The sequence below is a fragment of the Erythrobacter sp. 3-20A1M genome, assembly GCF_018636735.1.
Lineage (GTDB): Bacteria > Pseudomonadota > Alphaproteobacteria > Sphingomonadales > Sphingomonadaceae > Alteriqipengyuania.
Map to the genome: position 1 here is coordinate 2,408,780 of NZ_CP045200.1, position 19,849 is coordinate 2,428,628.

Sequence of the window (19,849 nt, forward strand, 5' to 3'; positions counted from 1 at the left end):
ACCTTACTGCATTGGATTACAAGCACGATTATCATGGCTCCATCACACCAACGATGGAGACGACAAATGCGCAAACCTCGCGATTTCGATTCGGAACTCAAGGCACTCGCTGACAAGGCAAAGCAATTAAAGGAGCGCCGCGTGCGCGACCTCGGTGCGCTGGTCACGGCAACAGGAGCCGATGCGCTCGATGCCGAGACCCTCGCAGGCGCGCTGCTCGATGCAGCGGCCAACACCGACAAGGCCATCGGGGAGGGCTGGCGCAAACGCGGTGCGGCCTTCTTTCAAGGCAATTCACGCGACACTTCGAGCGGACCTCGCCCGCAGCCGGAAGGCACTCTCCCGCTCGACGGCGGCGCGGCATCGGCTTGAGGCAGCGAAGGCACGAACCGACATGCGCGAATGGCAAGTGAAACGCCGGGAACGAACGCGGCAACTGATCGAGCTCGGCGGCTTAGTCGCCAAGGCCGATCTGGTCGAGTTGACCGACGATGATCGCGCCGCGCTCTACGGCGCATTCCTCACCGTCGCCGCCAAGCTGCGCGGGCCTGATGGGGCGCAGGCGCTGGTGCTGTTCCGGCGCAAGGGCAAGCGGGCGTTCGAGGCGGAAGCAGACTGATTATTGTTTTCGTAGATTTCACCGGCGATATGCGAGAGTTAGAAATTACGTGGCCGCACCAATTTGCAGGGCATTCAGGGGGATTAGATGGAATTGATGAACCAGCCATTCTCGGGTCAGCTTGGCGACCGTCTGATCGAATTCTTGGAATCGGGCGAGTTTCACACACTGAATATCGCCGTCGCCTTCGCCAAAAATAGCGGTGTGCTTAGGGTGAAGAATGCGCTCGAAAATTTCAGGAAGAGCGGGGGAGTGGTAAATGTCTACGTAGGAGTGGACCTTGGCGGAACGTCCTACGAAGCTCTAACAGCTTTGCTTCTGTATACAGACACTTTGAATGTCGTGCATTCAGAAAAAGGCCAAACCTTTCATCCGAAAATTTATCATTTTTTGGGAAATTCGAAGGGGCTGCTAGTTGTAGGTTCGCACAATCTGACAGGCGGTGGTTTATGGACGAATTTCGAAAGCTCGACATTGATCCCTTTGGAAGGATCGAATGCCAGCGTTGCGCAACTTCAAGGCTCGATGGATGATTTCTTCGCTCGACTGAACTCGCTTGGCGAGTCCATCATGCCCATTGGAGCGCAAAAGGATGTCGAAAGCCTTCTCCAAAATGGCTACGTGATCAAGGAAGTTGCCGAACAAGTCCGGCAGTCAAAAGCAGCAAAGAAAGCTGGAGTCCAAAAGAGGCTATTTGGCTATGGGGTTAACGCCAAACTTCCTCATTTGCCTAAGCCGATAGGCCAGGGGGCCACAACACCTTCTCCGGCCCCTACCCTTACCCCGACCCCTACGACATCGGCTTTGGTTCCTGATGAAGCCATAGGTAGAACCATCTGGTTCGAAACAAGAAGCATGACCGGCGGCTCAAGGAATATTTTAGATTTGTCGATGAAGTCGCTTGTGACGCGCGGGGACCCTAGCGGCACTTCATTCGATCTGGGTGATCCGACATTTATGCGCGGCGGTGTCGAGTTTTTTGGTCTTAATCCAGCGAATACCAATCAGACAAAAGATATTACGCTCAATTTCGATGGCGTTGATTATGTTGGGAATACGATCCTTTTTCCGACAGGTAACAACGCGAATGGCACTTGGCGACTTCAGATAAAGGGGGTCAGTCCATCGCAAGTTAAGATCACTGACGCCTTCAGAGCGAAGGGTGAAGACTTCTACTTGGTCAAAAAGATTATCACCTTTACCGAGATTGATCCGGGCTATTTTTTCATGTCGGTGTTCCCGGAGGCTGACCTTCCGAATTTCGAGGCCGCGTCGCAAATTTTGGCACGAAATGGAGCGACAACAAATGCAAGGCAGCTAGGTATCATCTAGAATCGGTTGATCCATTCCTGATGCTTGCCTTTCCGAATTCCGCTGATGCCTCCTTTCGCTCCGCCGAAATTGAGCAAAACTGCATCGCTGTTCAATGGTGCCCCCTCCGAAACAAATAAGGGAGCCTCACTGACCTCGCGGAACTTCCGTATGAATGCGTTAACATCGAAGCCAAAGGCATAGCCAGTCGTGTCCTGGTATGGCGGATCTACATACACGACTGAGTCATTCGGAATTGGATTGCTGAGTATCGCCATAATATCCATGTTAAGGCACGCGGCGCCCCTCATGTGCTGTGCTAGGATGCCAACCCGTCGGCGCAATTCAATTGAAGAGGGCTGCATCGGATTGGCAGGACTTCGGCGTATACTAGTTGCTGTCGGCTGCCAGAAATCCCTAAAGCAAGCATTTGCCCAGCGGTTACCGTTTCGCCAAATTTGCTTGCCGCCAAATGAGCATGCCTGAAGCACCGGATACAGTTCAGCTTCATGCTCGCCTATTGGAAGTGCGGCCAGCTCCAACATGTGAGCCTTGAGTTCGCGCTTATCGCCCGGCAATTCGGACAGAAACTGATCGAACACGTCCATGTCGAATGTGCCCGAGCAAATGGCAGTCCAGAAGACACCCCAAGAACTGATATCGAGCATACAAATTCGAGAGGACTCAATACCCCTCTTAACAAGTTCGATTGAAACCGCAGCCGACCCACAACATAGATCGTAGAAGCGTGTGTTCGGACCGGGATTGGCTTCAAGAAGAAGGTCCACGATCTGAGCTGCGACGCGCTGTTTGCCACCCTGATATGCGCAGGGTACCCGCAACTGGCCAATCATGATGATCTTTTGCGGATCAGGATTCGCGCATAGACCCTCTTGCCATTAATGATGCCGACGCCCCCTCGGTCTTCAGGGTGCGGCTGATAGCCCACCGCTTCAAGAGTCGCCGACGGCACATTGGTGCGCGCATTGCCGTTTGCCAGCATGACAATTTCGAATTGGTCCGGACTGTATTTGTCGAGGAATGTGATTGGCACACCCATCAAGCCCTCATAATCCAGAGGTATGTTCTGAGTGCGCGCAACTTCGATGGCATCATAGTTTTCGTATCGCGGATACTCACTTGGATCGTAGTGGCGAGTAAGCTCTATCGGCTCGTGCCGGCGATTGTTATCCAAGTTCGTGAACCAACGGACGCCCTTGACCCTGATGAAGCGTCTGCCCTTTTCGTCAACACCGCAGTTGGCGGCATTTAGCGGGTAGCTGTCGGGCACATAAAATTTCCGGTCGCCAGAGCGAATGGATTCTCCGTACCAGACCCTGTTCTCACTAAAGAGGGGGAATACCTCTCTGCACGTCGCCGCGTTCATGTTTCCTAAGATTATGAAATCTTTCTCGTGCTGCACCAGTTGCCCAATATACTCGCGGAAGAGACTGAAGGGTGGGTTTGTGGCTACCACGTCAGCTTGCTCAAGCAATGCCACGCATTCCCGTGAGCGGAAATCTCCATCACCATCAAGGTGCACTAGAGAGTTGCCTGGCAAGGCGAACAGAGCTTCCAAGTCTAGTGAACTGTCTGGCCGTACGAGGGGTTCGTCAGGCACCTCGGTCACAACCGCCTCATAGGCGCTAGTGTCTTCCTCCAGCGGATATTCTTTACCGGCCAATGGCGAGCCTGCGTAAGAGGTTGATATAAGCTTGGCCAATCCAATCTTGTTGAAATGAAGCGCGAAATACCGGAAGAATGCGGACTCAAATGGGTCATCGCAGTTACAGAGCACGGTCTTGCCCCTTAGCTTATCACCGTGCTTGACGATTTCTTTGGCAACATCTTCGTACTGCGTGTAGAATTCGTCTTTTTTGACAATGAACGCGTGATTGAGTGTCGCATTCCGGCATTTTTTTTGTGGTGTTGAACGTTCGGTTCTTATCTCGAACGGCATGGTGCCCTCACGAACCACGGCTTTCAGGAAGGTGTTGATTCCGGCTGACATACTGATGCCGATCTCGTCAAAGACCTCGTTCGCGCGCCTCTTTACTTCTTGGTCAATGCGTATCGTCGTGGTTGGTTTAGTCGACATGAGCTCCCCTATCGTGGATTGATGTAGCCCAGGCCAATGTGAAATACAATGTAGCACATTGATACGGGGCGCTTCCGATCAAATTTTCCCGCAATCGCGCTCGAATCGTGCTCAAATTTTGGCACATCTGGCGCGTATTCCGGCTCTTGGAGGCGCAAATTCGAGCGCGCCCTCTGCAAATCGAGCGGAACGAAAAAACTTTCAGAAATGAAAGCGGGTCTGCAAAATTGTCCACGTTGGTCTCAAGTAGTCCATAGACGCGTCAAATGGCGCAAATCGGTGATGGTTTCGCCCGCCAATACCCCACGCTTGCCCTTGAGTTAAGCTCAAAAAGTTCTCATTATGTTCCGTAGAGGGCCTGTCAATGTCAAAGTGAGAACGCCCAATGTCCAATACCGAACGCATTATCCGTCTGAAGACCGTGCTCGACCGCACCGGTCTTTCCCGCTCCACCATCTACCGCAAGATCGCCGAGGGCACATTCCCGTCACAGGTAAAGATCAGCGTACATGGCGCAGGATGGCATGAATCAGCCATCAACCGCTGGATCGCCGATCCCGCTCACTACCGTGAAGAGGAACCGGCGGAATGAGCGGCCAACAATCCGTCGAGCCCATCTGCGTCCGGGTCAATGACGCTGCTCGCATGATCGGTGTCGGGCGTACAAAGCTCTATGAATTGATCTCCAGCGGCGAACTCGAAACGGTCAAGATCGGCAAGGCAACGCGCATTACGACAGCCAGTTTGCATAAGCTGGTTGAGCAGTGTCGGGCGTCGGATTGACCGGGCCGCTAACTCGCAATTGGACAGTGTCAGAACGTGCCATTATGTTGCCACTAGTCGCTCCTCGAACCGCCCGTTTATTCAGCTTTTCGACTAAAACGCTGAACCGAACCACCGTTAAATGAACGAAAGTGTGGGGGAGAGTGTGGGGAAATGTCTGTCCTTGTTCCAAGAACAGAATTGATATCAAAGCGTTACTTTAACGGTTCGATTCAAGCCCTGCCACCACCGGCTTTCCGCAGCTGTATATCTCTTTCTACTTAAGCCCCCGAAATCGTGGATTAGCGTGATCCGCTGGTGGGTCACGCAATGAGCAGCGAGCTTTTTCGCGGTCTTATTGCGCGCCATAATCGGCTTCGCATGCCTGCTGCTATCCACTCGTAGAAGTTGGCGAACCGGCTATGGCGCACCTCCCAAGTCGTGCTATTGACATTCATTCGCAGCATCGGCAACAGCGGCAATATGGGATCGGAACCGGACAGGGCGGCCTTCGCGGGCGGGGGAAGCGCGACCGCTGGGCGTAAGCGACGCGGCTTCTCCGCCTTCTGGACCCGGCAATTCCACACCTGGCACTGGATGAGCAGCGCTATCTGCCTGGTCGTGATGCTGCTGTTTGCGATCACGGGCATTACGCTCAACCATGCCGGCGATATCGAAGCCTCTCCGCAGGTCGCATCGCGCGAAGCGACCATGCCGGCTTCTGTGCTCAAGACCTTGCGGCAGCGTTCGAATGAGAGCGTCCCGCCGGCCGCGATGCAGTGGCTCGACGACGAATTCGATGTGGACCTGGCGGGCCGCGCCCCTGAGTGGAGCGCGGACGAGCTCTACATCGCCCTGCCGCGACCGGGCGGCGACGGCTGGGTATCGGTCGATCTGGAAACCGGGCTCGTCATCCACGAGGATACCGACCGCGGCACGATCGCGTGGCTGAACGATCTGCACAAGGGACGGGATACCGGGCCTGCCTGGGCCTGGTTCATCGATATCTTCGCGGTCGCCTGCATTGTGTTCTGCGCGACCGGATTTTTGTTGTTGCAGCTTCATGCCCGGCGGCGCCCCTCGACCTGGCCGATCGTCGCGGCGGGGGTCGTGATCCCGATTCTGCTGCTCGTCTTCCTGATGCACTGAAAGAAAGAGAACCGGCCGATGCGCAAAATTGTGCTCTTCGCTCTCCCTACCGTTCCGCTGCTTTCCGCCAGCCCCGCACTGGCGGGGGAGATGGAAATCTCGCTCGAAATACCGCGCCTGCGGGTAGCGGAATATCACAAGCCCTACGTGGCGATCTGGATCGAGAACGACGCGGGCAAGGCGGTCGCCACGCTCGATGTCTGGTACGATACGGATCAGAAGGGTGAGGACGGTCGCAAGTGGCTTTCCGACATGCGCACCTGGTGGCGCCGCGCAGGCCGCAGCATGACGATGCCGGCCAACGGTATCAGCGGACCGACGCAGGCACCTGGCCGCTACAATCTGCGCTTCAACGAAGGCACGCGCCCGTTACCGCGTCTGGCCGCTGGGTCCTACACACTGCGGGTCGAGGCGGCGCGCGAGGTCGGGGGGCGAGAGATGCTGAGCATTCCGTTTCAGTGGCCACCGCGCAACGTGCGTTCCGGCACCGCGACCGGCTCCCAGGAACTGGGCACGCTGCGCTTCACCATCAAGCCCTGATCGATGACCGGAGGAAGACCGATGTTTGCCAGAAAATGTTTGTTTGCCGCGGCCTGCGCGGTCGGTCTGTCCGCTGTCGCGGCGACCCCCGCGGAGGCGCATCGCCGCTGGCTGCTGCCCTCCGCCACCGTGCTGGCGGGCGACGAGGAAACCGTCAGCGTGGATGCCGCCGCATCCAACGGTCTATTCGTTTTCGAGCATCGCCCGATGGGACTGGACGATTTGACGATCGTCGGTCCGGACGGCCAGCCGGTCGATCCCGCGATCATCGGCACCGGCGCGTATCGCAGCGTGTTCGATGTGCCGCTGAAGCAGCAGGGCACCTACCGGATCGCGGTCGTCTTCGACGGTATGATGGGGTTCTACCAGCTCGACGGGGAAAGGCACCGCTGGCGGGGGACCAAGGCCGAGATGGCCACCGGCATCCCTGCCAAAGCAACCGATGTCCGGGTGAGCGAGAACTCGGGACGGACCGAAACCTTCGTGACGCTGGGTGCTCCCAACGAAACGGCCCTGGCAACCACCGGCGTCGGGCTGGAGATGATACCGGTCACCCATCCCAACGATCTATATGCCGGGGAGCCTGCGCAGATGCAGTTCCTGGCTGATGGCAAACCTGCCGTCGGTCTGGAGCTCGAATTCGTCGAGGGCGGGACGCGCTATCGCGACGATCCCGGTATCCGGAAGCTGACTACCGACGCGAACGGTATGGTGACGCTGCATGCCGACGAACCCGGGATGTATTATCTCGAAGCCGACTTGACCCAGGGGCAGGGCGGCCCAGGCGGCGAGGGGGCTGCTCCCGCCGAAGGGAACGAGCCGCGCGCGGGCGAAGCCGGCAATCGGCGGATGTCCTACACCGCGGTGCTGGAGTTCCTGCCGCTCTGACCGATATGAAGGACGGGATGGGCACCGCGCGCGCGGAGGAGGGCGATCTCCTCCTGCCGCCGGCGCTTCCTCTCGGAACGGCGCGTCCGAGCGGCCCGGCCAGCGACGCGCGGCAGCTGAAACTGTCGGGAGAAACCATGGGGACGGTCTGGTCGGTCGAGCTGTTCGCCCCGACCAGTATCGAGCCATCGCATGTCCGAGCAACGCTGGAGGGCGCGTTCGAACTGGTCATTTCGCAGATGAGCCAATGGCGAAGCGACTCCCAGCTCAGCCGGTTCAACACGGGAGCTGCGGGGAGCGCCCACCGGATCGGCGCGCAGTTCCGGCAGGTGCTGGCGGCCGCGCTGGCGATTCGCGATGCAAGCGAGGGCGCGTTCGACCCCGCGATCGGCACGGCGGCGCGACACTGGGGTTTCGGCGCCGAGACCTTTTCCGGGGTAAGGCCTGGGAACGGCGAGCCTGGGGATAGTAGCGCGCTTCGGTTACCGGAGGATGGCGAGCCGCTGATCCAGCCGGGCGTAATCGAACTCGATTTCAGCGGCATTGCGAAGGGATTCGCGGTGGATCTGGGCATCGCGGCTCTGCGGCGCATGGGCATCGCGCAGGCTCTGCTCGAAATCGGCGGAGAGCTCCGAGGGATCGGTCTCCAGCGTGGCGCACTGCCATGGTGGGTCGATCTGGAGGTGCCGCCGGGGAGCAAAGCGCCCAAGACACGTATAGGCTTGGTCGATTGGGCAGTTGCCACGTCCGGCCATTGGCATCGCCGGCGTTCGGCGGGGGGATCGTCGTGGTCGCACTCGATCGATCCGCGAACCGCGGCTCCGGTCACGGACATGATCTTGTCGGCGACCGTGCTTCATCCCGGCTGCATGCAAGCGGATGCGCTGGCAACGGCGATAATCGTGCTGGGCGAGGAGGCGGGGGTGGTATTCGCCGACCGGCACCGGGTGCCCGCCCGCCTCGTTACGTCCGATAGGGTTATCGAAAGCGCGGCGTGGAGGGTATGGCGGGGGGAGGAACCACGGTCAGGATGATGATGACAAAGGACGATAACGACGAAACTGCGTCGCCGTGCCGCAAGGTCTGTCAGATGTCCGAAGACCGGCGGATCTGCATCGGATGCGGTCGAACGTTGCAGGAGATCGCGCAATGGTCGTCCTTGTCGCCGAACGAACGTCGGCTGGTGAACGATGCGGCGGCCCGCCGTCTTGCGCGGCTCGAAGCCGGATAAGTGCTGCGAGCGCTGCCATCGCCCAACTAAACGAGACTGCTGAACGTCATGCTGGCTGGCTGGCGGATGCATTGAAATATCCCCCTCGTACCCGGGCCTTTAGCACCGAAACAGCGTGTCAGCAGGAAATGCCCCGTTCCGCAAAGGCCCAGAACAGCGCCATTTGTTCGTATTCGGCACCTAGGTCGGCACTGGTTTGATGGCCCGCCTCCAGATCGAGCGAGAGAACGGCTGGCGCGCCGCTGGTGGTTTGCCGGCGCACCTCGGCGACCAGCTTCCACGGCTCCCAGTACGATACGCGATCGTCCTTCAATCCCGCAGTCGTCAGCAGCGGCGGATAGGCGGCTTGGGCGACGTTTTCGTAAGGAGAGATCGAGGCGATGTAGTCGTAGGCCTCGGGATCGGCCAGCGGATCGCCCCAATCGGGGCGGAACAGCGGCACCAGCGGGTGGTCGGCATCGCTCATCGTGTTGAGCATGTCCACGAACGGCACCTTCGCCACCACCGCGCCCCACAGATCGGGCATGAGGTTCATCGCCCCGGCCACCAGCAGCCCGCCTGCGGACAGCCCGAAGGCGGCGATGCGGCCAGCCGCGGCGTAGCGCCCCCGAACCAAATGGAGTGCGCACGCGATGAAATCGGTCATGGAATTGCGCTTGTGGAACCGGCGCCCGTCCAGGAACCAGCCTCGCCCCTTTTCCGACCCGCCACGCACGTGAGCGATGGCGTAACGCCCCCCGGCATCGACCCAGGCGGTAGCGGGAACGGAAAAGACCGGGTCGCTCGATACGCCGTAGGCTCCGTAGCCATATAGCAACAGAGGGGCCGACCCATCGCGCGGCGCATCGCGGCGCGACAGGACGGTGAGCGGGACCATCGCCCCGTCGGATGCGCGGGCCTCCAGCCGCTCCACGAGATAATCGTCGGGGTCATAGCCCGTGTAGCGCGTTTCACCCGCTAGGGTGCGCGCACCGTCGGCCAGGGCGACATCGAAGAACAGCGGCGGTTGGGCGGGGGTCTCGTACACGATGCGCACGCTCTGAGACTCGTAATCCTGACCCTCGGCGATGGTGAGCGCATAGGCGGGGGCGTCGAACGGCACCGCGATCCGCGCGCCGTCCGCGTGCAGGATCGAGACATGCTGAAGGCCGTCCGCGCGCTCCATCATCACCAGCCCGCCTGCAAAGGGCAGGAGCGTTTCGATCAGGCGACCGGGCACATGCGGCACCAGCGTGCGATCGGGTTCGAGAGTCTCGAGATCGAGAGCGACCAGCTTGTTGTCCGTCGCTCCGTCCGCATTGGTCAGCGCGACCAGCCCACCGTCCCACCCGTGGACGGTGTAGCGCAGCCCCTCCTGACGTGGCGCCACTATCCGGGGCGGTTCGGTTTCTGCCCCCGCTGCGATCAGCCGGACTTCGCTGGTATCGGGTCCGGAGAGATCGAGCACGACGAAGCGGTCGTCTGCCGTGCGCGAGACCTGCATGAAGATAGCGGGATCGTGTTCCTCGTATACCAGCTCGCTGGTCCCGCCCGCAGCAGGCACGCGGAGCAGCTGTGTCGGGCGGTTGCGTGCGTCGCGCTTGATCCAGAACAGGTTGCGTGATTGCGCGCCGAAGACGAGGCCGCCGTACCCATAGGCATCGTCCGGCACCACGATCCGGGTCCGACCGGTCCGGGTGTCAAGGATCGCGATCTGGTGCCGGTCGTTGCCCACGATATCTTCCGCCCAGGCATAATAGCGATTGTCGGGGCTCGGCTGGAATGCGGTCGCGCGGTAGTAGGCGTGGCCGTCGGCGCGCGCGTTTTCGTCCACCAGCATCTCGCGCTTGCTCGCGGGCGTGATGCGGTAATGCACCGGGCGTTGCTTTCCGTCGGGCACTTCGCTTTCGTAGCGCCATTCGCGGTGTGGCAGCGGTGGCGGCGATCCTTGCGCGCGGCGAGCCATCATCGCGGCAAAGAAATGTTCGCGCCGGTCCGCCAGTGGGGCGAGCACAGCGTCGGCATAGGCCAGCTCCGCCTTCAGATTGTCGCGCACGATCGGGGGCACGGTTTCGAGCGTGCGAGTGCCGGTTTCGGGCACAAACTTCATCCACGAATACGGATCGTCGCGAACCCGACCGAGCTGTTCGATGCGATGCTCGATGCGCGGCGGCGCGGGTGCGGTGATGTCCGGCCAGCATTGCCCGCCGGTGGCGGACGCCTGCGCCAAGGCGGTACGCGCGCCGCTCGCAACCGCGCTCAGCCCGATGGCGGTAGTACCCATCAGCACGGTGCGCCGCGTCGCCATAGTGGTAGTGATGCTCATGATCGGTTCCTCGCTTCGGACCGGAGACTATGCAACGCTTCCCGCTCGGTCCGTCTGATTAGGGCCGGGCATCCATGCGATCGGGCCGGAAGACGCGATCGGATTGCGGCTTGGACGCAACACTACGCGGATCATGCGCATCGTGGCCCATTCTAGCAAGATAATGACCCGCGCCGTTTCTTCGTGCCGGTCACGCGCTGATAGCTCAGGCTTGAACGCATATCCCGGAGGAGATCGCTCATGAGTATCCGTCACACAGTCGCCACGCTGGCCCGTACCACCGCCCTGGGCGCGTCACTTTGCGGCATCGTCGGTGCAGCGCCGGTGCTGGCGCAGGCCGGGGCGGGTCCCGATAGCAACGAGCAGGCGACGAACGTGATCGTCGTCACCGCCACCAAGCGGACCGAGCCGCTCGCCGATATCCCCGCCTCCGTCAGCGCTGTGACCAGCGAGGAATTGCAGGACCTCAACGCGCAAAGCCTGTCGGACTATATCACGCGCATTCCTGGGGTGGTCTTCAACGACTATCAGCCCGGCGTGTCAGAAGTCGTCATCCGCGGGATCGCCTCGACCACCTATCACGAGGCGAACCAGGCGACGACCGGGTACTATCTCAACCAGATTCCGCTGGTCGAGCCCGGCTTTCCGATTGCGATCCCCGATGTCGACACCTTCGATCTGTCACAGGTCGAGGTGCTGCGTGGCCCACAGGGTACGTTGTTCGGCTCGTCCTCGCTCGGCGGCGCGGTCAACTACGTGACCAACGAGGCGAAGGCCGATGCGATCGACGCCGGCTTCGAAGGGTTGATCGGTTCGACCCGTCGCGCGGGCGAGGCGAATTACGCGGTGAAGGGCATGGTCAACATACCCGTCGTAAAGGACAAGCTGGCCGTGCGCCTGGTTGCCCTCCAGCGCTTCGATGCCGGGTATCTCGACAACACCGGCACCGGGGTCGACGGCAGCAACGATCTGCGCGTGCGCGGCGTGCGGGGTTCAATCGTGTTCACGCCGACCGAAACCACCAAAATCACCGAACTCAGCATGTTTCAGGAATACAATCTGGACGACCAGACATATGTCGAGTTCGGTGCCGATCCCAATGAGCCGACTTACACGCGCAACACCAACGTGCCCGAATACCAGGACACGCAGTTCCAGCTGCACAGCCTGCGCCTGGAACAGGAACTGGGCGGTTTCGCCGACCTGACCGCGATCGGCAGCTATATCCGCAAGGAAAACGATCTCGCCTTCGACGATTCGATTTTCGTCGGCATTGATGCGCGCACCGGCACCCCCCAGCTTTCGGCCTCCGTCGGCAAATCGGAAACTTATTACGGGGAACTGCGCCTGGCTTCTTCCGGCACCGGGCCTTTCACCTGGCTCATCGGGGCCAACTATACCAAGCTGAACGCCGACTCGACCGACCGCGTGTTCATCGAGGGGATCGGAGACTATATCGACGCCAATCCGGGGGAGTTCGACAACCAACCCGCGAGCACAATCGCGCCCGGTGATTTCGTCCAGCGCACGCAGTCGACCAGCGACGTGCGCGAGATCGCGCTGTTCGGCGAGGCGTCCTACACCTTTCTCGACACGCTGACGCTGACGTTGGGGGGCAGGGCGTTCGAGTACCGGTCCGATCCGCGCTTGCAGTTCCTGCCCAATGCGAACCTAATCCCGGCATTCGATTACCAGCCCGGCGAACAGAAGGAGAGCGGCTTCATCCCGAAGGCGTCATTGCGCTGGAAACCGAGCGACCGGTTCATGGTATACGGCCTCTACTCGGAGGGTTTCCGGCTCGGCGGAATCAACGTTTATTCGGTCGCCTCCGGTGCGCCGCTCAATTTCGACAGTGATTCGACCAGGAATTTCGAGATCGGCACCCGTTTCCGACCCGTGGAGGGCATGTCGTTCGACATCACCGCATATCACATCGACTGGGACGACATTCAGGTCCGCCTGTTCGCTCCACCCGATTTCAACGCCTACACCACCAATGGCGGTGGGGCGCATATAGACGGCGTCGAGTTCCAGCTCGCTTTCCAACCCGCGCGGTTCATGTCGCTGACGAGCAGCGTCAGCTACAACGACGCACGTCTGTCCGAGCTTCTGCCCGACAGCTTCGCCCCCGGGGGCGGCTATGCGGCCGGATCGCGCCTGCCGGGTGCAGCGGAATGGACCATCGCCAACCAGCTCGAATTCAGCCTGCCCGATTCTCCACGCAATCCGCGGCTGGGCATCGCGCATCGCTATCTCTCCGATGCGCCCGTGGCGTTCGGTGCCGCCCTGCAGAAGGGCGATTACCACATCGTCGATCTCAATGCCTCGATCGAGGTGGCCGACGGGTTGGAGCTGGGCGTGTTCGTGAAGAACCTGTTCGACGAATACGCTATTCTGAACGCCCCGTTCTCCTTTGCCGGTTCGGTCACTCGGCCCCGTACGATCGGTGCCACTTTGCGGTTCGACCTGAACTGACCGGTCGCCGTGCGCGGGGCGGCGTAGGTCCGCTCCGCGCGTTACGGCTTAGCCGCCTGCTTCGTGGAAGGCGCGCATCCACTGCGCCAGATCGCGGTTGGGATGGCCGTTCACGATCTCCTCGAACGCATCCGCCTGTTCGCCCTGGCCCAGTTTGAACGCGGGTACGAAGCGGCGGATATGCGCGCGAAACGCCACGATTGCGCGCAGCATTCCTTGATAGCGCTCCGCGAGCTCGGCGGTGGTCCATCGGTCTTCGCCCAGCCCCTGCATGTGTTCCAGCAGACGGTTGATAGCTTCTTCCGTCTCGTCCTCGACCAGTTCGATTTCGACTTCGAACCGGGCGGCGGCGTAGTTCCAGGTGGCACCCCAGTTGCGCTCCGACACCAGATCGTTCGAAACGAAGCCGTCCGGCCCATTGAACAGGATCAGCCCGGCGGGATCGGACGCGAAATCCTTCACGAGTGAATTGCGGCGGCTGCAATGGCCGAGGAGGGATACCACCATGCCGTCTTCGTCGCGCTCCGCCAGCAAGGGCAGCGGGCTGGCGCTGAACGCGCGCGAAATCACCCAGGCCAGCGGATATTCGTCGATCAGCCGGCTCGCGGCCTGCCAGTGGAAGGCCTCAGGCGTCGCGGCCAACGTTGGCCCGATCCAACCGTTCACGCAACCAGGCCGAGGCCTCGTCCAGCGCAGTGTTCGCGATCGCGGCGATCGACATCGCTTCCAGGAAGCTATGGGTCGCGCCGCGATAGGTTCGCTCGGTAACCTCGCCTCCGGCCGCCGCCATGCGCGCGGCCAACGCGTAATTGCTGTCCGCCAGGATGTCGCATTCGGCGATGGCGAAGAAGGCAGGGGGCAGATCGCGAAGATCGGCCAGAGCGGGCGCGACCAGCGGATTGGTCAGATCATCCGCATCGGCCACATAGCCGCGCCAATAGGCATCCATTTCCGCAATCTCCAGCGGATAGGGCGGCTCGCCATAGCGCGCGTAGCTTCCCGTCGGTTGTGGATCGTAGGCCCCGTAATTCAGCAGCATTGCGGCCAGGGGCGCGTTACCCTTCGCGCGACGCAGAAGGCAGGATGATACCGAAAGGTTCGCGCCCGCGCTGTCGCCGCCGATTGCGATGCGGCCAGTATCGAGGCCCAATGCCTCACCCTCCCGCTCCAGCCAGGCAAGCGCGGTCGCGATCTCCTCCAGTGCCACGGGAAACCGGTGCTCAGGCGCCAGGGAGTAATCGACGCCGACCACCGCAATCTGCGCGCGCGCCGCGTATTCGCGCATTAGCCGGTCGTGCGTTTCGATGCTGAACAGCTGCCATCCGCCGCCGTGGATATAGAACAGCACCGGCAGGCCCGGCTTGTCGACGGGGCGGTACAGTCGCAGTCGCACCCCGTCGGCGTCGAGCTCGCGCGTTTGGGCCATCTGCGGACCGCCCAGCCGCCAGCGTTCGCGCACATCCTCCGCAATGGCGCGGCGTTCCACCATGGGCAGGGTATCGCTCGCCCCCCGGGCCGCGTTGTCTTGCGCCATCTGCTCCAAGAACCGTGCGATATCGGGATCGAGCGGCGCGGCCCGCCGGGTGTCAATCGTTTCCATCGGCCGCTCTCCTTCCGCCGCTAAGTCGTTCAAGCGATGTAGTGTCTTGTCCGATCCGCCTCCACGAAGAAGAGGCCAATCACCCCCATGATCAGGCCGCGCACTGTCATCGACACGAAATATTTGATAGCGCCACCTGATCCGGAGGGGCTCGTCCACCATGTGGGAGAGTGGGGTTGAAGCATAGTCACGACGTCTTGGCACTTGACCGGCCGGTGGTCGCGCTCGTCGACGAATATCCAGCCGGGTTCGTCGATCCGATGCATCGCCACAATCACGTGCAGGTTCTTTACGCATCGGCCGGGGTGATGAGCGTGCGCACGCGCGGTTCCAGCTTCGTCGTGCCGCCACAACGGGCGGTGTGGATCCCCGCGGATGTGGAACACGAGGTTTCGTGCCGCGGCGATGTTCGCTGCGCACGCTGTATCTTACGTCCAAGGATGCGCTGACGCGCGAGACCGGCGAATGCCGGGTGTTCGAGGTGTCTGAATTCCTGCGTGCACTGATCCTGGAAACGTCGCGTCTGGATCCCGAGTACGATCAGGAAGGCCGTGAGGGCCGGATCATCGCCCTGCTGCTGGAGGAGATCGGGCGGATGCCGGAAACCCCCTATCGCGTCTCGATGCCGTCCGACCCCCGACTGCTGCGCGTGTGCGAGGCGCTGCTCGCCGACCCTTCCGATCCACGCGATCTGGACGATTGGGCCCGGCTTGCCGGCATGGGTCGACGCACCCTGACTCGCAATTTCAAGGCCGAGACCGGCATGGGGCTGGCGGTCTGGCGTCAGCAGGTGCGGCTGATGGAAGCGATCGCCCTGATGGCCACCGGCATGTCGATCACGCGCGCAGCTTATGAAATCGGCTACGACAGTCCCAGCGGATTCACGGCGATGTTCCGCCGAGCCTTCGGCTACGCGCCGAGCCACCGTGACTGGTGAGGCATCGAGCGGCTGATGGGTAACTCTATTCTTAGGGCGCTTGCAAAGAGGATGCGCTTACGGGACTGCCGCAGTGGTAACAAAGCAATGCTCCGGTCCAGCAGGAAGAGGCTCGATCAAATGATACAGTAGCAGCGGCCGCAAAGCGCATTCTTTAGAAGACAATCCGCATGCTAGTCCATAACGAGGATATGGTCGGATCGCAGCCATAGGGGCGGAAGGCAGAGCGGAGTATCCGACAGGGGCAGCACGGAATCTGCTATCGCTGCACCCAATGTGTCGGTCATGAACTTCCGTCGCGCCGAAATGCGTTTCCAGACATCGGGATATTGTTGCGCCAGATCGTCCCGCAAACTGCGATCCGCGAATACTACGCTGTCTTCGCAATTGAGAGCCCAGCCGTCGCGCATAGGCGCGGGAATGATGTCCACCTGCATATGCATGCCTGAGCGGATACGATCGGAGGACCCAGGACGGATGGGTGTGTGCGACCATTCCTCATGCCCGGTCAGATGCCCGGGGTTGAGAAGCGAACGAAGCCCACCGTCCGATAGAACGCCCGTAACCTCGTCATGAATGAGGCCCCCTTCCACATCGATATCGGCCGTGGCGTACCAACGTACCAGTCCAGCGAAGTAAGCGGCGGCGACCTCTACGAATGCATCGTCGTGGTCTTCGACCAATCCGCCCCGGGCTGTCAGACCGCCCCAGAGACCCACCGCGGTGGAAACGCCGTCTCCCTTGTTGATCCGTCGCCAGCCTGGGCTTTTCAGGCCGATCACCGGTCCACCCGCAGCGTTGCCCGAAGCCAGCATCGGGTGGGCTGTTACGGGCTCGCCGCGATAGTTCATGCGCAAGGCGGCATCACGCTCCGTGTCGCCGGGCCGTATCCTGCCGATGACGTTCCAGACCATTTGCGAGGTTCGCGCCGCAGCCCCCTCGAACACAGCGATCTGATCAGCGCTGATGATAGATCGCTGCCCGTCCTGCGGATGTAGCAGGACCTCGGTGCGATCGACTACGCTGTCTGCGCCGACCGTCCGCTGGAGCGCGGCTAGGTAAGGAGCGGGGAGGAATGGGGGGCGAGGTTCTTCGGGCCATTCAGCAGCTTCGAGGTACTTCCAGCCGATCACTCCCACGCTGTCGCCTCTCTTCAACCCGATTTCGCTCAAGACGTGATCGAGCCGGGGGGCAGTCGTTCGATCCTGACCGGGTAGGCTCATCGTCTGCGAAAGAAAGACTTCGAGGCCGGGTAGAGGAGAAACCGAGGTGTACGATACGCACTCGTTCCCGGTAACGATGATCCGCCTTCCTCCGGAACCCAGCAGGAGCAGGGCTTCTTCGAACCTCGGCTCGAAACCCGAAAGGTACATCACATTGGCGAAGTGCTCCCGGTCGGCATAGACGTAGAGCCAGTCGGTGCCTGCCGTCTGTAGCGCGGTGTCGCAGCGTTCGGCGTAACGCTCCGCAGAGATGGGCGCAGGCGCACCGATCGGGCCAAAATCCGGGATGGCGACATGGCGCAGCGAAATGGACAAGGTGATCTCCTGTAATTCAAATCCCGCCGACGGGACTTGGCTTGCTCAATTATATATGATTTATAGTGAGAGCAAGAGCTTGGTGCGGAGGGAAGTGACGATGGGGGGAAAGTGGTTTGCAGGTTTAGCGGTGAGCGTCTTTGCGCTCGGCCTTTCTCCTTCGAGTGCGAAGGACGCACCGCGGTCGGAGCGGGTCACCATCGTGCGCGACGGTTACGGCATTGCGCATATTCATGGTCGTAGCGACGCGGATGCCGTTTTCGGCATGATCTATGCTCAGGCGGAAGACGACTTTCCAAGAATAGAGCGCAATTATCTAACCGCGCTTGGACGGCTCGCCGAAGCGGAAGGTGAAAGTGCGGTGTGGTCCGACGTGCGCCAGCGCCTGTTTCTCGACCTTGATAAACTGAAGGCGGACTACCGGACCTCTCCCGACTGGCTGCGCGATCTGATGGATGCGTGGGCGTCGGGCCTGAACTACTATCTTGCCACCCATCCCGACACCCATCCCAAAGTTCTGACCCGGTTCGAACCTTGGATGGCGCTCGCCTTTTCCGAGAGCAGTATCGGCGGCGACATCGAGCGCGGCGTTGATCTTCGCGCCTTGCAGGCATTCTACGACGGGCCCGATCGCCAGGCGCGCCCCGACCTTGTCGCTCTGTTGACCAGCGAAGCTGGCGAGATGGTGGAGCCCAAGGGGTCGAACGGTATTGCGATCGGGCCGTCACGCAGCAAAAGCGGCAGTCCACTTCTATGGATCAACCCCCACACGAGCTTTTTCTTTCGCGCGGAACAGCAAGTGTCGAGCGATGCGGGCCTCGATGCCTATGGCGCAGCCACGTGGGGCCAGTTTTTCATCTATCAGGGCTTCAACCGGCATATCGGCTGGATGCATACCTCGAGCGGCGTCGACAACATCGACGAATTCGCGGTAGAAGTCAGGCGTAAGGGCGGTCGCCTGCAATATCGCTACGGGACTGACTGGCGCCCCTTTCGCAGCCGAACCGTATCGCTCAAAGTTCGCCAGTCGGATGGCACCAGCAAGCTTCGTCGCTTCACCCTGCTTTCGACCCACCACGGGCCGGTCATCCGGGAAGAGAACGGCCGCTGGATCGCGGTGGCCATGCTGAACAACCCGCGCGCGGCGCTCGAGCAAAGCTACCTCCGGACCAAAGCGCATTCACTGGACGGATATCTCGAGGCGTCTAGCAGGATGGCGAACAGTTCCAACAACACGATCTTTGCTGCCGACGACGGCACGATCGCCTATCTTCATCCTCAGTTCGTTCCTCGCCGTAACGATCGCTTCGACTATACCCGACCAGTCGATGGAAGCGATCCAGCAACCGATTGGCAAGGCCTCCACGATCTCGATCAGCTTCCCCAGGTCATCCGGCCAAAAGGCGGTTGGGCCGTCAATACCAACAATCACCCCTGGAGCGCGGCGGGTGACGACAGCCCCGAGCAAGTGGATTTTCCGCGTTACATGGACCAGTTCGGTGAAAACCCTCGCGGCCGCCACGCTGTCGCCCTGCTGTCGGGTCAGCACATGTTCGACGCAAAAGACCTGACGAGCGCCGCCTTCGATAGCTTTCTGCCCCTGTTTGACGATCAGATACCCGGGTTGAAAAGGGGTTTGCTTGCGCTGCCGGATGGCGATCCGAGAAAGGAGAAGCTCACCGCGCCCGTCGCGATGCTGGACGGGTGGGATCGGCGCTGGAGTGTCACGTCCGTGCCCACGGCGCTCGCTGTTTATTGGGGTGAAGCCTTATGGTCTGCTGAGGGTCCGAAAGCCTACGCTGCAAATGTGCCCCTTTTCACCTATTTCCGAACGCAGACGACCGACGCGGATCGCCTATCCGCGCTCGACACTGCGGTCGACAAGATGGTTCGCGAGCAGGGGGACTGGCGTATCGCCTGGGGTCGCATCAATCGGTTCCAGCGCATCGATGGCGCAATCGAACAGGACTTCCAGGACAAAGCGCCGAGTTTCCCCGTTGGCTTCACTTCGGGCAATTTCGGCTCGCTGGCTGCGTTCGGTGTGGTCCGGCAATCAGGCGACCGATGCTTATATGGCACCAGCGGCAACAGTTTTGTCGCTGTGGTCGAGTTCTCACCGGAGGGCCCACACGCCTGGGCGGTATCGGCGGGTGGAGAGAGTGGCGATCCGCAATCGCCGCATTTCAATGACCAGATTGTTCGCTACGCTACAGGCGCCCTGCGACCGGTCCCCTTCGCTGACGCGGATTTGCAAGCGCTGACAGGTCCGCGGTATCATCCAGGCGAGGTACACGCCGAGGTCAAGTCGCCGCAGCCGGTCCCCGGTAGCAGTCCTTGCGGGCAACTGAATCCGGCGGGATAACAAGGGGCAAAGCGACAGGGAGCGCGTATCCGAA

21 protein-coding genes are annotated in these 19,849 nt (G+C 60.9%); 14 read left to right on the forward strand and 7 right to left on the reverse strand.

Going from position 1 to position 19,849, the window contains the following annotated elements; all coding sequences use genetic code 11:
• Positions 1-66: 66 nt before the first annotated feature.
• The 3 genes from F7D01_RS11815 (at position 67) to F7D01_RS11825 (ending at position 1,951) form a co-directional block, all read left to right on the forward strand.
• Complete coding sequence (locus F7D01_RS11815; protein ID WP_215227738.1) at positions 67-372, forward strand: conjugal transfer protein TraD; 306 nt, start codon at positions 67-69, stop codon at positions 370-372.
• 22 nt (positions 373-394) lie between these two features.
• Positions 395-619, forward strand: coding sequence for a conjugal transfer protein TraD (locus F7D01_RS11820; protein ID WP_215227739.1), 225 nt, complete (start codon positions 395-397; stop codon positions 617-619).
• 87 nt (positions 620-706) lie between these two features.
• Positions 707-1,951: a phospholipase D family protein gene (locus tag F7D01_RS11825; protein ID WP_215227740.1), complete on the forward strand. Its 1,245-nt coding sequence runs from the start codon at positions 707-709 to the stop codon at positions 1,949-1,951.
• Here the strand turns inward: F7D01_RS11825 and F7D01_RS11830 are convergent.
• Together F7D01_RS11830 and F7D01_RS11835 are read right to left on the reverse strand one after the other, a co-directional pair.
• Complete coding sequence (locus tag F7D01_RS11830) at positions 1,948-2,784, reverse strand: hypothetical protein (RefSeq protein WP_215227741.1); 837 nt, start codon at positions 2,782-2,784, stop codon at positions 1,948-1,950. The two genes, F7D01_RS11825 and F7D01_RS11830, sit on opposite strands and share 4 nt — an antisense overlap.
• Positions 2,781-4,028, reverse strand: coding sequence for a type II toxin-antitoxin system RelB/DinJ family antitoxin (locus F7D01_RS11835; RefSeq protein WP_215227742.1), 1,248 nt, complete (start codon positions 4,026-4,028; stop codon positions 2,781-2,783). The genes F7D01_RS11830 and F7D01_RS11835 overlap by 4 nt, the downstream gene beginning before the upstream one ends.
• A 385-nt stretch (positions 4,029-4,413) precedes the next feature.
• Between F7D01_RS11835 and F7D01_RS11840 the strand changes: the two genes are divergently transcribed.
• The 7 genes from F7D01_RS11840 (at position 4,414) to F7D01_RS11870 (ending at position 8,598) form a co-directional block, all read left to right on the forward strand.
• On the forward strand, positions 4,414-4,620 hold the full coding sequence (locus F7D01_RS11840) for an AlpA family transcriptional regulator (RefSeq protein ID WP_067673162.1): 207 nt from the start codon (positions 4,414-4,416) through the stop codon (positions 4,618-4,620).
• Positions 4,617-4,811, forward strand: a complete 195-nt coding sequence (locus F7D01_RS11845; RefSeq protein ID WP_215227743.1) for a helix-turn-helix domain-containing protein — start codon at positions 4,617-4,619, stop codon at positions 4,809-4,811. Before F7D01_RS11840 ends, F7D01_RS11845 begins: the two co-directional genes overlap by 4 nt.
• A gap of 462 nt (positions 4,812-5,273) precedes the next feature.
• Positions 5,274-5,939 carry a PepSY-associated TM helix domain-containing protein gene (locus F7D01_RS11850; protein WP_215227744.1) on the forward strand — a complete coding sequence of 222 codons (666 nt, stop codon included), beginning with the start codon at positions 5,274-5,276 and terminating at the stop codon, positions 5,937-5,939.
• Between the two features lie 18 nt (positions 5,940-5,957).
• Entirely contained in the window at positions 5,958-6,479 is a 522-nt protein-coding gene (locus tag F7D01_RS11855) for a DUF2271 domain-containing protein (protein ID WP_215227745.1), read from the forward strand.
• A gap of 21 nt (positions 6,480-6,500) precedes the next feature.
• Positions 6,501-7,367 (forward strand): DUF4198 domain-containing protein, encoded by an 867-nt coding sequence (locus F7D01_RS11860; RefSeq protein WP_215227746.1) that lies wholly within the window; start codon positions 6,501-6,503, stop codon positions 7,365-7,367.
• 5 nt (positions 7,368-7,372) lie between these two features.
• Positions 7,373-8,401: an FAD:protein FMN transferase gene (locus F7D01_RS11865; RefSeq protein WP_215227747.1), complete on the forward strand. Its 1,029-nt coding sequence runs from the start codon at positions 7,373-7,375 to the stop codon at positions 8,399-8,401.
• Positions 8,398-8,598 (forward strand): DUF1289 domain-containing protein, encoded by a 201-nt coding sequence (locus F7D01_RS11870; RefSeq protein ID WP_251566800.1) that lies wholly within the window; start codon positions 8,398-8,400, stop codon positions 8,596-8,598. The genes F7D01_RS11865 and F7D01_RS11870 overlap by 4 nt, the downstream gene beginning before the upstream one ends.
• A gap of 118 nt (positions 8,599-8,716) precedes the next feature.
• Here the strand turns inward: F7D01_RS11870 and F7D01_RS11875 are convergent, their stop codons facing one another.
• Positions 8,717-10,903 carry a S9 family peptidase gene (locus F7D01_RS11875; RefSeq protein ID WP_215227748.1) on the reverse strand — a complete coding sequence of 729 codons (2,187 nt, stop codon included), beginning with the start codon at positions 10,901-10,903 and terminating at the stop codon, positions 8,717-8,719.
• Positions 10,904-11,143: 240 nt separating this feature from the next.
• On the opposite strand from F7D01_RS11875, the gene F7D01_RS11880 reads away from it, so the two are divergent.
• Positions 11,144-13,378, forward strand: coding sequence for a TonB-dependent receptor (locus tag F7D01_RS11880; RefSeq protein WP_215227749.1), 2,235 nt, complete (start codon positions 11,144-11,146; stop codon positions 13,376-13,378).
• 48 nt (positions 13,379-13,426) lie between these two features.
• On the opposite strand, the gene F7D01_RS11885 is transcribed toward F7D01_RS11880, so the two are convergent.
• From F7D01_RS11885 to F7D01_RS11895, 3 genes are read right to left on the reverse strand one after another with little or no spacing between them, the layout of a single operon-like run.
• A complete protein-coding gene (locus F7D01_RS11885; RefSeq protein ID WP_215227750.1) occupies positions 13,427-14,020 on the reverse strand; it encodes an FMN-binding negative transcriptional regulator in 594 nt (197 codons plus the stop codon).
• A complete protein-coding gene (locus F7D01_RS11890; protein WP_215227751.1) occupies positions 14,004-14,978 on the reverse strand; it encodes an alpha/beta hydrolase fold domain-containing protein in 975 nt (324 codons plus the stop codon). The genes F7D01_RS11885 and F7D01_RS11890 overlap by 17 nt, the downstream gene beginning before the upstream one ends.
• Positions 14,979-15,007: 29 nt before the next feature.
• On the reverse strand, positions 15,008-15,256 hold the full coding sequence (locus F7D01_RS11895; RefSeq protein ID WP_215229852.1) for a hypothetical protein: 249 nt from the start codon (positions 15,254-15,256) through the stop codon (positions 15,008-15,010).
• On the opposite strand from F7D01_RS11895, the gene F7D01_RS15585 reads away from it, so the two are divergent.
• Both F7D01_RS15585 and F7D01_RS11905 read left to right on the forward strand, forming a co-directional pair.
• The gene (locus F7D01_RS15585) at positions 15,239-15,427 is read left to right on the forward strand and encodes an AraC family ligand binding domain-containing protein (protein ID WP_371819723.1); all 189 of its coding nucleotides are present in this window, start codon (positions 15,239-15,241) and stop codon (positions 15,425-15,427) included. The two genes, F7D01_RS11895 and F7D01_RS15585, sit on opposite strands and share 18 nt — an antisense overlap.
• The gene (locus F7D01_RS11905; RefSeq protein ID WP_215227753.1) at positions 15,373-15,915 is read left to right on the forward strand and encodes a helix-turn-helix domain-containing protein; all 543 of its coding nucleotides are present in this window, start codon (positions 15,373-15,375) and stop codon (positions 15,913-15,915) included. The genes F7D01_RS15585 and F7D01_RS11905 overlap by 55 nt, the downstream gene beginning before the upstream one ends.
• Positions 15,916-16,088: 173 nt before the next feature.
• On the opposite strand, the gene F7D01_RS11910 is transcribed toward F7D01_RS11905, so the two are convergent.
• Positions 16,089-17,453 carry a hypothetical protein gene (locus F7D01_RS11910; protein WP_215227754.1) on the reverse strand — a complete coding sequence of 455 codons (1,365 nt, stop codon included), beginning with the start codon at positions 17,451-17,453 and terminating at the stop codon, positions 16,089-16,091.
• A 100-nt stretch (positions 17,454-17,553) separates the two neighbouring features.
• Between F7D01_RS11910 and F7D01_RS11915 the strand changes: the two genes are divergently transcribed.
• The gene (locus F7D01_RS11915) at positions 17,554-19,815 is read left to right on the forward strand and encodes a penicillin acylase family protein (RefSeq protein WP_215229794.1); all 2,262 of its coding nucleotides are present in this window, start codon (positions 17,554-17,556) and stop codon (positions 19,813-19,815) included.
• Positions 19,816-19,849 lie beyond the last annotated feature (34 nt).